Source organism: Streptococcus sp. zg-86 (assembly GCF_017639855.1).
Classification (GTDB): Bacteria; Bacillota; Bacilli; order Lactobacillales; family Streptococcaceae; genus Streptococcus; species Streptococcus zhangguiae.
In genome coordinates this window covers 108,784-123,639 of the sequence record NZ_CP072115.1, presented here as the reverse complement: position 1 = coordinate 123,639, position 14,856 = coordinate 108,784, and the positions used below count along the sequence as shown (strand labels likewise).

Here is a 14,856-nt window from a genome sequence, read left to right as displayed (position 1 = left end):
TATATCCCCTTTCTTACCCTTTTGGACGTTTTGTACCGTATTTAGAACGGCCTTGTTTACGATCTGTTACACCTGCAGTATCAAGTGCACCACGAACGATATGGTAACGTACCCCTGGAAGGTCTTTTACACGTCCACCACGAAGAAGCACCACGCTGTGCTCTTGCAAGTTGTGTCCGATACCTGGGATATAAGCAGTTACTTCAATCAAGTTGCTCAAACGTACACGAGCGAATTTACGAAGGGCTGAGTTAGGTTTTTTAGGTGTCATTGTTCCGACACGAGTCGCAACACCACGTTTTTGTGGTGAAGAAACGTTTGTTTGAACTTTTTTACGGCTGTTGTAACCAACGTTCAAAGCTGGTGATTTAGATTTTTCTACTTTAGACTTACGTGGTTTACGTACCAACTGGTTAATTGTAGGCATCTACATTCTCCTGTATAATTTTTTATTTTTGGTTGATAGAGCACTTGGTGACAGCCCCTATCTGTGTGTACTTTGCAACTATTTGTCAGCACGTCTCTGTACACTTTTGAGAGACCAAAAGTAAAAAGTACCGTCTATCATCATAACACAAACGATGCCCTGTGTCAACTATCTTTGCTGAAACATTTCTTGTTTAACAGCTATTTTCCTTTAGTGGCAAAATAGGCTCGAACCCTTGGTGCAACTTGTTCACCATAAAGCCGAATAGCTTTTAACGTATCCTCATGTGGCATAGACCCTACTGGAAGATGTAACATGAAACTATCCAGTCCTAATTCCTCTACCACTCGAATGATCTTATTTGCTACCGTATCAGGATCACCAACAAACAGCGCACCATCTTCACCGATACTCTTCAAGTAAGCATCATAGGTCAATTCTTTCCAGAACGGTCTGTCCTTACTAATCGCATCTACTAACTGCTTGGTCGGATAGAAATAGTCTTTCTCCGCCTGTTCCTTGTCCTCAGCAATCCAGCCCCAAGAATGCGCACCAACGGTCATCTTGGCTTCGTCATGCCCTTTCAAACGGCCTATTTTCCGATACATATCAACTAAGGATTTAAAATAACGAGGGTTGCCACCAATGATGGCGTAGACAATCGGCAATCCTAAAGTTGCAATTTTCTGCGTGGATTCAGGACTGCCTCCTGTTGCAATTTTGATGGGAAAATCTTCTTGCACCGCTCTTGGATAAACAGGTCTACTCTCCACACTTTGGGTATGTTGTCCCTGCCACTTCAGATGAATGTCATTTTTGATGGCCAGAAGCATTTCTAACTTTTCGTCAAATAAATCTTCGTAGTCCTTCAAATCATAGCCAAATAAAGGAAAGGATTCGATAAAGGAACCACGTCCTACCATGATTTCTGCTCGGCCATTTGATAAGGCATCAAGCGTCGCATACTGTTGATAGACCCGAACAGGGTCGTTTGAGGACAAAACCGTCACAGCACTAGACAAACGAATATGCTTGGTGTTAACCGCACCCGCAGCCAGCACAATCTCCGGTGCCGAGACCGCAAAATCCTCCCTGTGGTGCTCACCAATGGCATACACATCCAGTCCAACCTGGTCTGCTAGCTCAATCTCCTCCACCAAGTTCCGAATCCGTTCAGCGTGACTGACTGCTCGCCCTGTCTTTTCAAGCGGAGTTGTCTCTCCAAATGTAGAAATACCTAATTCAACCATCCTGTGTCTCCTTTTCTGTTGTTAAGAACATTTTATCACTAGTTAGTGAATGTTAAAAATAATTTGTTTCTGGTCATCTTTTCGAAATATAGTGGACTAAGAAAGGAATCGGACATGGTAAGGAGCCACAGATAGAACTGGCGTTAATTGAGGATTACTCCATAATCCCTATTTCCAACCTTCAACAGTCCACTGGACTATTGAAGCAAAGCGACTGAACGATGTCCCAACCTTTATTCAGTTCACTATACAAAGAAACACATCAACATATGTAAGATGAGCTAGGTAACGTGCGATTTTAGCAGGCCAAACATTGAAAATGATATTCAAAAAGACTTAAAATCATCCTCCGTTAAGAGAATGATTTTAAGTCTTTTGCTCGTTCAGAGATTTTTTGCCTAGTCTCTTTTTTAGCTTTACTACATCATACCGCCCATCATACTTGGATCCATTGCTGGAGCTGGAGCAGCCGGTTCTGGTTTGTTTGCAACAACTGCTTCTGTTGTCAAAATGAGACTTGCAACACTTGAAGCGTTTTGTAAAGCCGAACGCGTTACTTTGACTGGGTCAATAATTCCCGCTTCAATCATGTTGACCCACTCACCTGTCGCGGCATTAAAACCTGTCCCTGCTTCTGCATGTTTCAAGCGGTCAATTACAATTGATCCTTCAAAGCCTGCATTGAGCGCAATTTGACGAACTGGCTCTTCCAAAGCACGAAGAACAATGTTACGACCTGTTGCTTCATCGCCTTCAACCTCAAGGCCTGCAACTGCATCCATCACATTGACAAAGGCTGTTCCACCGCCGGCAACGATTCCTTCTTCAACAGCTGCACGAGTTGCATTAAGAGCATCTTCGATACGAAGTTTCATTTCTTTCAACTCCGTCTCTGTTGCAGCACCCACTTTAATAACTGCCACACCACCTGATAATTTCGCCAAGCGCTCTTGTAATTTTTCACGATCAAATTCAGATGTGGTTGTTTCAATCTGCGCTTTAATCACACCGATACGATTGGCAATCGCCGCTGCATCGCCTGCACCCTCTACAATGACTGTTGTATCTTTATCAACTGTTACTTTAGAAGCCTGACCAAGCGCTTCAATGGTTGCATCTTTTAATTCAAGTCCCAAATCATCTGTGATAACTGTGCCACCTGTCAAGATTGCAATATCTTCCAACATAGCCTTACGACGGTCTCCGAACCCTGGTGCTTTTACTGCAACAACATTAAAAGTTCCGCGAATCTTATTCAAAACAAGTGTTGGAAGAGCTTCTCCGTCTACATCATCTGCAATAATCAAAAGTGGGCGGCTCGTTTGGAGAATACTCTCTAATAGTGGCAAGATTTCTTGAATGTTTGAAATCTTTTTATCTGTGATTAAGATATAAGGATTATCAAGGTCTGCCACCATTTTTTCATTATCTGTCACCATATATTGAGACAAATAACCACGGTCAAATTGCATACCTTCTACAACATCTAGTTCCGTTTCCATCCCTTTGGACTCTTCAATTGTAATGACACCATCTTTGCCAACTTTTTCCATCGCTTCGCTGATATATTCACCAACTTTTGTACTACGAGAAGATACAGCTGCAACTTGAGCAATTGCTTCTTTATTTGCAACTGGGACAGAGTTCGCTTTAAGAGCTTCTACGGCTGCCCGTACTGCTGCTTCAATTCCACGACGAATACCGATCGGGTTAGCTCCCGCAGTGACATTTTTAATTCCTTCGCGGACAATTGCCTGAGTCAATACAGTTGCTGTCGTTGTTCCATCACCTGCAATATCATTGGTTTTAGAAGCAACTTCTGAAACGAGTTTTGCCCCCATATTTTCAAAGTGGTCTTCCAATTCGATTTCCTTCGCAATAGTGACCCCATCATTCGTGATAAGAGGTGAGCCAAACGCTTTTTCAAGTACCACATTACGACCTTTTGGACCTAAGGTCACCTTTACGGTATCTGCTAAAATATCAACCCCGCGTACCATACTACTACGTGCATCTGATGAAAATTTAATTTCCTTTGCCATTTCTTTTCCTCCGTCCTTATTCTACTACTGCAAGAATGTCTGCTTCTCGAACGAGCAATACCTTCTCATCACCATGTTTTACTTCAATACCTGCATGGTTTTCAAGTAAAACGGTATCGCCAGATTTTACACTCGGTGATACCAATTCCCCAGTCAAGGTACGGATTCCCTCACCAACAGCGAGTACCTTTGCTGTTTTTGTCGTTTCGTGTGCATGTCCAGCAAGAACAAAACCACCTACTGTTTGCTCTTCTTGCTCTTCTAGTTTTACGACCACTCGGTCATTTAATGGCTTAAGCATAGCATACCTCCAAGAATGTCATTCTATTTTTAGCACTCCTTATACCCGAGTGCTAATCTCTGTTCTTATTATATCATTTGGTCAAAAATAGTCAAGAGAATTTCCTTGCCCTATCAGAAATCAGACCATAGACCGACTTTCTAATCATTCACAGATACGGTTGAATTAGAAAGGCAATTCCTCTTCTTCCAAGACTAAATCCGCCAAATCTTCTCCAGTAGCATTCTCACGCATGGCACGCTGAGCACGACTTTCTAGTAATTGAAAGGATTGTCCAAGAACTTCTGTCGCATATTGAGTTTGACCATTTTTCTCGTATGTACGAGTGCGGAGTTCGCCATCTATTGACATCAAGCTACCTTTTCCCGCATAAGAAACAAGGGTTTCAGCCAATTTTCCCCAAAAAATAACTGTTATAAAATCTGCAGGGCGCTCTCCATCTTCTGTCTTAAATCTTCGATTGACTGCCACTGTTATTCGCGTAACATGTTTTCCATTTGCAGTTTGTTGTAGCTCTGGCTGTGCCGTTAAACGGCCAATAATAATCACTTTATTATACATCTTTTATCCTCCTACTTATCTATTCGAAAAAAGATGCAAAAAAAGTTAGCTCAAGCCAACTTTTTTAATTATTATCCTTCCAATGTCTTGCAGGGTCAAATGGCGTTCCTGCTACTTCACTTGAATCTAGCTCAATTACACCACGTTTCTGTGGGGCATTTGGAAGTTGCAATTCACGTGGGCTACACATCATCCCAAAGCTTTTTGCACCACGTAATTCTCCTGGGAAAATTAGACTGCCATTTGGCATCATCGCACCAGGCAAGGCAACAATCGTTTTCAAACCAAGGGCAGCATTCGGCGCTCCTGCGACAATTTGAACTGTTTTTTCTTCCCCTATTTTAACTTGACAGATATTCAAGTGGTCACTATCTGGATGAGCAACCAATTCCACAATTTCACCAACGACAAATTTGGACTCCTTATCATTGACCAACGATTCTGCGAAGCCTTCTTTTTGTAATTCTTGATTGAGAACAGCTACATCTTCATCCGTTAAAAAAACTTGACCACGGCCTGAAATTGTCAACAAGCTAGAGACTTGAAAAATATTCCACGCTACAGTTTCTTGAGTGTCTATCAGAAAGACACGCGCAACATTTCCTTTACGTTCAACAGCCACTTGGTCATTCTTACTATCTGCCACAATAACCATTAAGACATCACCAACATGTTCTTTATTATAGGTAAAAATCATTTCTTATCCTCTCACATTCGCTAAAAAATCATTGATTTCCTGCTTGGTTTTCCGGTCTCGATTGACAAAGCGGGCTATTTCCTTGCCATTTTCCAAAACAACTAAACTGGGAATCCCAAAAACATTCCACTGCTGGGCTACTTCTATATACTCATCTCTGTCCACCAAGACAAATTGAAAGTCTGGATTTTCAGCCTCAATCTCTGGTAAAAACGGCTTAATAAAGCGACAATCACCACACCAATCGGCAGAAAAGAACAAGACTTGTTTTCCTTCTTGCTCGACAAGACCAGCCAATTCCTCAAGACTCTTTGGAACAATCATATCAATTCCTCCTCATACCAAATCACACCTGCTTCATTTTCAAACAGATAGACTGTTTCATCTTCCATGACAACACCACCCACTAAACGGCGCTTATTTGATTCTACCTCGTTGATAAATACAGTTGCAATTTCTCCATATTCTGCAAAAAATGTACGCACTTGCTGGAGAGCTTTCGCTTTTTTTCGTTCTTCATACATGGTCATCGAAAATCGCGTGCTAGCTGCGAGAATACCCGCTCCAACTACACCTGCTAGCAAGGCTGCTTTTTTCTTGTTCATATCCAACATTTTACCACAATTCGTGATAAAATAATAGACAGGAGGATCATTATGTCACATTCTATTTTATTTGAAAAAATCAAAGAAGTTACCGAATTACAAGGTATTGCTGGATTCGAACACGAAGTTCGCAATCACATGCGCCAGAAAATCACCCCACACGTTGATCGTATTGAAACAGATGGATTGGGAGGGATTTTCGGAATCAAGGAGACAACCGAAGAAAACGCTCCCCGTATTCTTGTAGCTGCCCACATGGATGAAGTTGGTTTTATGATTAGTCATATCCAGGCAGACGGAACATTCCGAGCAGTAGAAATTGGCGGTTGGAATCCACTTGTCGTCTCTAGCCAGGCCTTTACACTACACCTGCAAGACGGTCGAAAAATTCCTGTTATTTCTGGATCTATGCCTCCCCACCTTTCCCGTGGTACGAATGGTAGCGCTGGACTTCCTGCTATAAAAGATATCATCTTCGATGCAGGATTTAGTTCAAAAGAAGAAGCAGAAACATTTGGCGTACGTCCTGGTGACATTCTCGTTCCGAAAAATGAGACCATTTTAACTGCAAATGGCCAAAACATCATTTCCAAGTCTTGGGATAATCGTTTTGGGGTGCTAATGGTAACAGAATTGCTCGAAAGCCTATCAGGTGTCACTCTCCCAAATCACTTGATTGCTGGCGCCAATGTCCAAGAAGAAGTTGGCTTACGTGGTGCATACGGATCTACAAACAAATTTAACCCTGACATCTTCCTCGCTGTGGATTGTTCCCCTGCAGGTGATATTTTTGGAGAACAGGGCAAAATTGGTGACGGTACCCTCTTGCGATTCTATGATCCAGGTCACATCATGCTCAAAAATATGAAGGACTTCCTTCTCACAACCGCAGAAGAAGCCGGTATTAAATTCCAATATTATTGCGCAAAAGGGGGTACGGATGCAGGAGCTGCCCATAAGCAACTACACGGTATTCCGTCTACTACAATTGGTGTTTGCGCTCGGTATATCCATTCACATCAAACTCTTTATAATATGGATGATTTCATACAGGCTCAAGCCTTTCTACAAACTATCGTGAAAAAGCTAGACCGTTCAACAGTTGATTTAATCAAACAATACTAAAATGAACAAGGTAGGATTTGAATCCTACCTCTATTATTATAATTAACAAAATAGAGCGACAAAGTAGTTATACTCAATTAAAATCAAAGTTAGCATTTGGGGATGCTTTCTTAAATAGTGCGGGCGCAAGCAACCTCCCTTGGAGTTTCAATTGCTTATTTTTGAGCCTAAAGTCTCAAAAATGCCGTGACTAGCAACTACTTTACTGTTGCTAGTCATCCCACTATTTCGAATGCATCGTCTTTGGCTCACTTCGTTCGCCCCATTTTCTTAATGAGTAGATAGTTATAAGACGAGATAGCTATTCTTGAAGTTTAGTGAGTATTATTGACCATGATATTCGTTTTTTAGCCCCCCAAAAAAATCATCTAATCAACGCCACACGAAAGATGAGCTATGGTGGATTGAGAAAGAAATAGGACAAGGCAAGGAGCTACAGATAAAACTAGCGTTCATCAAAGCGACTTAACGATGTCCTAACCTTTATTCAATTCACTATACAAGGCTACTGAGACACTTATTGAATAACCAGTCCTATTCCCATTCCTCCAAGATGTACTTTCTCACACCACTGATAAAGTAAAGAGACCCTGTTATCACGTATAGACTATTTGAAGCAGAACGATCAACTGTCTCTAACCACTCTGTAAAAGAAGGCACCCTAGGATAATCCTTGGGATACGCTTCAAAAGGCACTGCCCTGTCATCAGAAAAACTTGTTACGGTCACATCTCCCATATTCTCTAATTGTTTCAACATGGTATCAACTGGTTTCGTATTGATTGCCGCAAATAAAAAATGAATCACATGAGTTGGATACTGCTCTTGTAGAAACTGACACAAAGCAGCTACACCTTCATTGTTATGCGCTCCATCTATCACAAGATTGTCGCGCAAAAATTCAATCCGTCCTGGCCATCTCGCTTCTGAAAGTCCTCGGCGAATAGCTGTTTCATCTATTTTCGGAAAGTTTGCTTGTAACAATTCTGCTGTCTGAATTGCCAAAGCTGCATTAGCATATTGATGCTGACCATGCATACAGATGTGTAAACTCTCCAACTGCGAATTGTCTGAAAGATAGTCAAAGCCCGTTGCAGACGACTTCACTTGAAACTCTCTTCCTAAGGCATAGGTTACACCTTGTAATTGTCTCGCTCTTTCCTCAAAAACCGTGCAAACATCTGAACGGTCACTAGCATAGATTAACGGAACTCGCTCTTTCAGAACTCCTACTTTTTGCTCTGCAATTTCTTGATGCGTTTCGCCTAGAAAGCTCTGATGATCCAAGCCTATGGAAGGACAAACGACCGCTAGTGGCCTCAAGACATTGGTCGCATCTAAAAGTCCGCCCATTCCCGCTTCAACTAACACAATATCTACCGGCTGATAGTTAGCTATATAAATGAAAAAAACAACAACCAACAGTTCAAACTCCGAGGCTTCACCAAATACTGTTTCATTTGGTAAGCGCCTAGCAAGCGGTAGTAAGTCTGATACAATCTGCGCAAAGTCATCTTCAGAAATCATCTTCTCTTGGGAAACCAATTGCTCGCGGTAATCCAAAATGGATGGCGAGGTAAAGCGCCCTACCCGATAACCAGCTGCAATCAGAATGGATTGTAAGGCATTTAAGGTAGAACCTTTGCCATTTGTTCCTACAAAATGAACTGCTGGAGTCTTTTGCTCTGGATGCCCCAATTGTCCGAGTAACCACTTGACACGTTCCACACCATTTTTTAGTTCAACCTTTGGCTGAGATAGCAACCAAACAAGCGCTTCTTGATAATTCATTGCTTTCCTTTCTTTCTATAAAAATAAGCAACAATGGGATGAATTGTTGCCTACTTTTTCTTATCTTGGTAATCCCATTAGTTTACGAATCTCTGGAATCCGTTGCAACTGCGGCATAATCAGCATCGTTACCACAATACGCATAGGAATCTCAACAACAGCCTTTGTCACACGTGAGCTATATAGGACAATCCATGGTGTTTTAAAATGATAATGTAGCACAACCGGTGTCATCACAAAAGAGGTTACCAGTAAAATGAGACAGACAACCATAGCTACATAAAGCCAGTCTTTTTTCTCTGCTATATTCAATTTCTTGCGGTAGAAAAAGAGACCATATAAAAATCCAGATACTACTTCAATCACCGTAAAACCTAAAATAAAGGTTTGTCCACTCATTAAGACGGCAATCGGATCAATAATCAGTGCCACAAGAGCTGACCAAATAGGTCCTGCAATCGCCCCTAGAATTGTATTGGTCAAAAATGTAAACTGGAGTTGCAAAGTATTGGAAAAACGAATAGAAAAGACATTTTCTACAATAATTCCCAAGGCTGATACAACTGCAATGGCAGCAAGTAACTGCACCGATAATTTCGGTATTTTCTTTTCCATAAGGAAGCTCCTTTTTAACATTAGAGCTGTCGTTATTCTCGACAGCGGATGCAATGGTTTACCGCGCTTTCGCTTCGTTGTATGGCGACATCCCATCCATACACACTTAACGCAAACCACCTACTCTGCGCAAATTACTTTGCCCCTTCATTCTACCATATCCATAACATTTTTACTAGAATATTTTCTAGTAAAATTATTATTTTTGTAAGCGTTATTACACCTGTTTTTACAGACGAATGATTCGTTTTAAAATAGGATACAGGAGTGGAACCGCAACAACGGTTACCAAGGCTGTTCCAATTGTTCCACTAATTTTAACAACAGCTCCTCCTATAGCTACTTGTAGCTGAAGACCCCCTATCACACTATTTATCAGTGTATATTTGACCAAATTACTAACGATTTTTGTCATCGCTGCAACAACGCCAACAAGGATAATATGATGTGTGGCATCATTTGAGTGCATGATTTTTTCAAATACTAAATGAAGTACGAAGCAAACAATAAGAGATTCCAATATTGTCACCCAAGCTACTGCTGCATAGCCATTTAACATATCAAATAACCCCAAGCCAATCGTAGCTACTAGCGCTCCAATTTTCGAACCATATAACAAAACAGCTATCACTACGAGAGCATTACCTAAATGAACAAACTGAGACCCTAAGGGAATCCGTAAAAATTGTACAGTAATCAAGATTAGGGCAGCATAAAGACTCAGTTCGACGAGTTGACGCGTTGTCAGACGATTCATCTGCATTCCTCCTTTACGTTCTCTACTTGTTGAATCAAATATGATAAATAGGGCTCATAGCACAAGCCAAATTTCACATCACGCTTCAAGGCTAGCGTATGTTGTAAGATTTTATCTAAAAAGTTAAGAGCAACTTCTATGATCTTCTCCATTGCCAAACCATGGAAATAACCCGCACCTATAACCGCAGTTAATAAGTCCCCCGTTCCAAAAAAGCGATGAGGATAGGCTTTTGACATATGGTAGGAAATCTTTTCCGTTTCACGATTAAAATAGGCTACTCCAATGCTTTCTTTGTCAAACGAAACGCCTGTTACAATAATCTGTCTAACTTCTAACTTATTTAATGCAACCAATAATCTTTCAATGTCGGCTTTCCCATATCTTCCTCCCAAATAAGGAAAGTCAGCCAATAAACATGCTTCGGTAATATTCGGAGTAATCACATCTGCTCCCCTACAAAAGTGACGCATAGACGAAACAAATTCTGTTGTATATCCAGTATACAGCCGTCCATTATCTGCCATAATAGGATCAATAAAGCGCGGAATCTGCCTACGAGCAGCAAATGTAGATACCAAATCCAGCTGCTCTTGCGCCCCCAAATAACCGGTCATTATCCCGTCTATTGGGAAATTGATAGTCTCCCATTGCTCTAAAAAACCATTCATCGCGCTCCCCAGAGGGGTCATACCAATATTGTCAAATCCTCCTGTATGTGAAGATAATAAAACGGTTGGCAACGGAATCACCTCAATTTGGCAAGCAGACAAGATAGGTAATCCTGTCGATAAGGCAACCTTTCCCAAACCAACAATATCATTTGCAACGATGACCGACTTTGTTTGTTGATTCATCTATCCACCTCCCTACTGCTATCCTCTCTAAGCTTGAATAACCCTATTGTAGGAAAAACATTCCTCACTTACAAGAGCAAAAACAAAAAACTGTCCCGGTACAGATTCTGTTTTCTTCTAACAATATAGAAAGGAATAGGACAAGGCAAGGAGCTGCAAATAGAACTGGCGGTCATCAAAGCGACTTAATGATGTCCTAACCCTCATTCAATTCACTATAGTACACAAAGACGGATAGCCAACTACTGGCTATCCGTCTTACTTATTTGCAATTCTTATTTTTTCAAGCGTTCTACATCACGTGCAATCACAAGTTCTTCATCAGTAGGGATGACCAAGACTTTGACCTTCGAATCAGCCGTTGAGATATCACCTTCTGCTCCGAAAACATTCTTTTCAGGATCCAATTCCATCCCAAACCAAGACATACCTTTCACAATTGCATTGCGTACTGTTACAGAGTTTTCACCGATACCAGCTGTAAATACCAACGCATCCGCTCCATTGAGTACAGCAAAATATTGAGCAATAAATTTTTGCAGTCTATTAATGAACATATCAAAAGCAAGGGCACATTTTGCATCGCCGTCTGCACGACCTGCTTCTATCTCACGCATGTCGCTTGATACCTCTGCAATCCCTAAAAGACCAGATTGTTTGTTCAATGCATTAACAACGTCTGCTGCATCTTTTAATTCTGCAACATTCTCAATCAGGTAAGGGATAATCGCAGGGTCAATATCTCCAGAACGTGTTCCCATCATCGGTCCAGCTAACGGAGTGAAGCCCATTGACGTATCAACTGATTTCCCGCCGTCAACAGCAGTAATTGAAATACCATTTCCAATATGAGCTGTAATGAGTTTTAAGTCTTCGATTGGCTTATTTAATACTTTTGCAGCCTCTCGTGAAACATAATAGTGAGATGTTCCATGAGCACCGTATTTACGAACTTGATGTTCTTCATAATATTTCGTTGCAATTGGGTAACGATAAGCAACATCTGGCATCGTTGTATGGAATGCTGTGTCAAAAACAGCCACACTTGTAATATCTGGAAGGATATTTTTAAAAGCACGGATACCAGCAGCATTTGCTGGGTTATGAAGCGGTGCTAGTGCTGATAATTCCTCGATTTTAGCAAGTGCTTCATCATCAATCAAAACTGAATCTTTGAAAAATTCACCACCAGCTACCACGCGGTGACCAACACCTGTGATTTCTGAAAAATCTTCAATAATGCGATGTTCCAACAAATCATCTAATAAGATTTTCACAGCCTGTACATGGTCAGCAATATCTAGCGTTTGACTAGCAGCTTGACCATTGAATTTAACAGTTGAAATAGAATCTTTCAACCCAATCCGTTCAATCAAACCTTTCGCCAATACTGTTTCTTCTGGCATTTGATATAATTGCCATTTCAGACTAGAACTACCCGCGTTAATCGCAATTGTTTTTGACATAAGAATTCCCCTTTTAAGCGTTTTCCTAACTAGTATATCAAATTTTCACTTAAATTGCATTATCTTGTTTCCATTTTTTGAAATTCTCTGTAAAAGCCTGCAATACCTCTGCACTTTGAAGATTCGTTAGCGGATAAACAAAGGTTTCGACCGGCTGACTGGTCTGTTTTTGCAAGACAAAAATAGTCTTTGCCATAGACTGAGTACCAAATATAGTTACTGGTAGAGCAATCACTGCTACAACACTCGCATGCTCTTGTAACCATCTTTTTAATAAGTCACTTTGAGGACTCGTTAACAAATCACTAGGAGCTAGTAAAAAGGCATAACCTCCTTGTTGCAAGTATTTCAAGGATTGTTCCATCAATAAATGATGCGCATAGGTATGCTCTTCAGAGCTAGCTACTTGATACCGCTGAGCAATTCGATCATCCGGATAATAGCCAATCGGCAAGTCGCTAATAATGGCCTGACTCTCCTTCAAAATCTGCGGACGAACAGCATCACCCTGAGCAAAATGAAGACTACTTCCTATCACATCCGCAATGCTAGCAGACAGGTCAATCAGCAAGTCATCCACCTCAATGCCAAGATAGTCAATCTCTTTTTGGCTATGATTTAAAATGGTCTGCGCTAGATTACCTGTTCCTGATCCAATTTCCAGAACCGTCACTTGTTTTTCTGCAATAAATTGCTCTAATAAAAACGTTAGGATAAAACCAATGCTATCCGGTGTAAATTGGTGATTATATTGCATCGGTTCGGTCTGGTTAGCTTTGATAAAAAGAAACTGATATGTCCGTCGCCATTCCTCAGTTGTTAATTGTAACTGCTTCAAAGCATTGATATTACGAGATACCCTTTCATTTGCATGACTACCTGTTAAATAGGCAGCGTTCTGTTCAATCAAGGCGTCATAAATATTTGTTCCTAGAAGGTTTTGAATCGTCTGGACATTTTCTAATAGCAGGTCATAAGCCTGTTCAATCTTCTCAAAATTCATATAAAATCACTTTCTAAGTGGTGTAATCCCTTGATACACAAGGGTTTTCAGGTTTTTACATTTTACTCTTTTTTTAATTTGTTCACCTTTTTGTTCACCCTACAAATTATTGATGGCCTTTTCAAAGTAGATTACAGCTTCTTTTTCCTTGTCCTTTGAAAGATGTGAATAGGTGTCTAACGTCATTGAAATATTTGAGTGCCCTAATCGGTGTTGGAGTTCTTTATAACTGATACCAGCATTTAGCAATAAACTAGCGTGAGTATGGCGGAAAGCGTGGAAAGTAAATCTAGGAATACCCGCATTTTTGCAATCAAGATCTAGTACTTGTTGAAAGTTATTTCGTAATAAGTATTGTCTTGTAGGTGTTTGAAACACCCTAACGGGAGCACGCGCCCCAATTTCTAAGAATTTCAATCGTTGGCGGTTTTTATACTGTTTCAACATGAGGGCGGTCGCTTTATCTACACTGATAATGCGTTCCCCTGCTTTTGTCTTGGTCTCTCCTACTGCCTTGATTTCTTGTAAGTAGGTTTTATTAATTTTGATAGTGTTATCCTTTAAGTTTATATCAGACCACTCAAGAGCTGACAACTCTCCTATGCGCATACCCGTAGCAAGTAGCAACTTAAAAGCGACAGTATAATTAAATCTTGCGAAATCCTTTTGACCAACCCCATCAACATAAGCCAAGAATTTTTTTAAGTCCTCAGGCTGGATATACTTCACTTTTTTAGTCCTTGGTTTATTCTTCCTAGGTAACATGGTATCTCTCACTGGGTTATGTTGTATAGTTTGTAATACAACAGCATACTGAAACATTCGTGAAAGGACTGAACGCACCTTGTCAAATTGATTAAAACACCTAGCCAAGTCATTGATAAACTTTTGGGCTACTGGTGTTGAAAACCTATCTAGGGGCATTTGTCCTAATGTTGGTAGAATGTGATTTTTTATGAGTATCTTTGTCCCCCTCAATGTTTGGGGTTTTACCGTATTTTGGTAATTTTCTAACCAAGCTTCTGCCAAGTCGTTTATCGTTTTTATATCCGTTTGAATAGTGAAGCGAGTTGCCCCCGTGTTTGCAAAATCCTGTTGCGCATGTTTTACTTTCCTACTAACTTCTTTTTTTGTCCTCCCTGTTATACTGGTCTTGATTTTCTTACCTGTTATCTGGTCAATACCTAGATAGATATTAGCACGGTAGACGGTACTACCGTTTTTCTTTTTTACTTCTGTTATTTTCATGATGATAAACCTTTCCATCAGCAGGCAAGCCATTATTAAAAAGATTTTAGGTTTAATCGGTTTATATCATGCTGAGCGTTACGAGAACGCCCCTATTTTCGTTTGTTTTGT

16 protein-coding genes and 1 riboswitch are annotated in these 14,856 nt (G+C 40.6%); of the genes, 1 reads left to right on the top strand and 15 read right to left on the bottom strand.

The window, feature by feature from the left end; translation table 11 throughout:
* Nucleotides 1–13: 13 nt before the first annotated feature.
* The 8 genes from rpsL to J5M87_RS00765 all read right to left on the bottom strand — a co-directional run bounded on the left by rpsL (nucleotide 14) and on the right by J5M87_RS00765 (nucleotide 5,883).
* Nucleotides 14–427, bottom strand: coding sequence for a 30S ribosomal protein S12 (gene rpsL / locus J5M87_RS00800; RefSeq protein WP_018379166.1), 414 nt, complete (start codon nucleotides 425–427; stop codon nucleotides 14–16).
* A gap of 200 nt (nucleotides 428–627) precedes the next feature.
* A complete protein-coding gene (locus tag J5M87_RS00795; protein WP_154607831.1) occupies nucleotides 628–1,677 on the bottom strand; it encodes an LLM class flavin-dependent oxidoreductase in 1,050 nt (349 codons plus the stop codon).
* A 419-nt stretch (nucleotides 1,678–2,096) separates the two neighbouring features.
* Nucleotides 2,097–3,719, bottom strand: a complete 1,623-nt coding sequence (gene groL, locus J5M87_RS00790) for a chaperonin GroEL (protein ID WP_154607832.1) — start codon at nucleotides 3,717–3,719, stop codon at nucleotides 2,097–2,099.
* 16 nt (nucleotides 3,720–3,735) lie between these two features.
* Entirely contained in the window at nucleotides 3,736–4,020 is a 285-nt protein-coding gene (gene groES, locus J5M87_RS00785) for a co-chaperone GroES (RefSeq protein ID WP_154607833.1), read from the bottom strand.
* 165 nt (nucleotides 4,021–4,185) lie between these two features.
* Nucleotides 4,186–4,581, bottom strand: coding sequence for a single-stranded DNA-binding protein (locus tag J5M87_RS00780; RefSeq protein WP_154607834.1), 396 nt, complete (start codon nucleotides 4,579–4,581; stop codon nucleotides 4,186–4,188).
* 64 nt (nucleotides 4,582–4,645) lie between these two features.
* Nucleotides 4,646–5,278, bottom strand: a complete 633-nt coding sequence (gene ytpR, locus J5M87_RS00775) for a YtpR family tRNA-binding protein (RefSeq protein WP_154607835.1) — start codon at nucleotides 5,276–5,278, stop codon at nucleotides 4,646–4,648.
* Nucleotides 5,279–5,281: 3 nt separating this feature from the next.
* The gene (locus J5M87_RS00770; RefSeq protein ID WP_154607836.1) at nucleotides 5,282–5,602 is read right to left on the bottom strand and encodes a thioredoxin family protein; all 321 of its coding nucleotides are present in this window, start codon (nucleotides 5,600–5,602) and stop codon (nucleotides 5,282–5,284) included.
* On the bottom strand, nucleotides 5,599–5,883 hold the full coding sequence (locus J5M87_RS00765; RefSeq protein WP_154607837.1) for a DUF4651 domain-containing protein: 285 nt from the start codon (nucleotides 5,881–5,883) through the stop codon (nucleotides 5,599–5,601). Before J5M87_RS00765 ends, J5M87_RS00770 begins: the two co-directional genes overlap by 4 nt.
* 51 nt (nucleotides 5,884–5,934) lie before the next feature.
* Here J5M87_RS00765 and pepA point away from each other — a divergent pair, with 51 nt between their 5' ends.
* The gene (gene pepA, locus J5M87_RS00760; protein WP_154607838.1) at nucleotides 5,935–7,008 is read left to right on the top strand and encodes a glutamyl aminopeptidase; all 1,074 of its coding nucleotides are present in this window, start codon (nucleotides 5,935–5,937) and stop codon (nucleotides 7,006–7,008) included.
* Nucleotides 7,009–7,542: 534 nt separating this feature from the next.
* Here the strand turns inward: pepA and J5M87_RS00755 are convergent.
* The 7 genes from J5M87_RS00755 to J5M87_RS00725 all read right to left on the bottom strand — a co-directional run bounded on the left by J5M87_RS00755 (nucleotide 7,543) and on the right by J5M87_RS00725 (nucleotide 14,745).
* Complete coding sequence (locus tag J5M87_RS00755; protein WP_154607839.1) at nucleotides 7,543–8,799, bottom strand: bifunctional folylpolyglutamate synthase/dihydrofolate synthase; 1,257 nt, start codon at nucleotides 8,797–8,799, stop codon at nucleotides 7,543–7,545.
* A 60-nt stretch (nucleotides 8,800–8,859) separates the two neighbouring features.
* Nucleotides 8,860–9,414, bottom strand: a complete 555-nt coding sequence (locus J5M87_RS00750) for a folate family ECF transporter S component (RefSeq protein WP_154607840.1) — start codon at nucleotides 9,412–9,414, stop codon at nucleotides 8,860–8,862.
* A gap of 40 nt (nucleotides 9,415–9,454) precedes the next feature.
* Nucleotides 9,455–9,544, bottom strand: a riboswitch (THF riboswitch).
* 99 nt (nucleotides 9,545–9,643) lie between these two features.
* Complete coding sequence (locus J5M87_RS00745) at nucleotides 9,644–10,171, bottom strand: ECF transporter S component (protein WP_154607841.1); 528 nt, start codon at nucleotides 10,169–10,171, stop codon at nucleotides 9,644–9,646.
* The gene (locus tag J5M87_RS00740; RefSeq protein ID WP_154607842.1) at nucleotides 10,168–11,028 is read right to left on the bottom strand and encodes a pyridoxamine kinase; all 861 of its coding nucleotides are present in this window, start codon (nucleotides 11,026–11,028) and stop codon (nucleotides 10,168–10,170) included. Before J5M87_RS00740 ends, J5M87_RS00745 begins: the two co-directional genes overlap by 4 nt.
* A gap of 275 nt (nucleotides 11,029–11,303) precedes the next feature.
* The gene (locus J5M87_RS00735; RefSeq protein ID WP_154607843.1) at nucleotides 11,304–12,494 is read right to left on the bottom strand and encodes an acetate kinase; all 1,191 of its coding nucleotides are present in this window, start codon (nucleotides 12,492–12,494) and stop codon (nucleotides 11,304–11,306) included.
* A 49-nt stretch (nucleotides 12,495–12,543) separates the two neighbouring features.
* Entirely contained in the window at nucleotides 12,544–13,497 is a 954-nt protein-coding gene (locus J5M87_RS00730) for a class I SAM-dependent methyltransferase (protein WP_154607844.1), read from the bottom strand.
* A gap of 99 nt (nucleotides 13,498–13,596) precedes the next feature.
* On the bottom strand, nucleotides 13,597–14,745 hold the full coding sequence (locus tag J5M87_RS00725) for a tyrosine-type recombinase/integrase (protein WP_154607845.1): 1,149 nt from the start codon (nucleotides 14,743–14,745) through the stop codon (nucleotides 13,597–13,599).
* Between the last annotated feature and the right edge of the window lie 111 nt (nucleotides 14,746–14,856).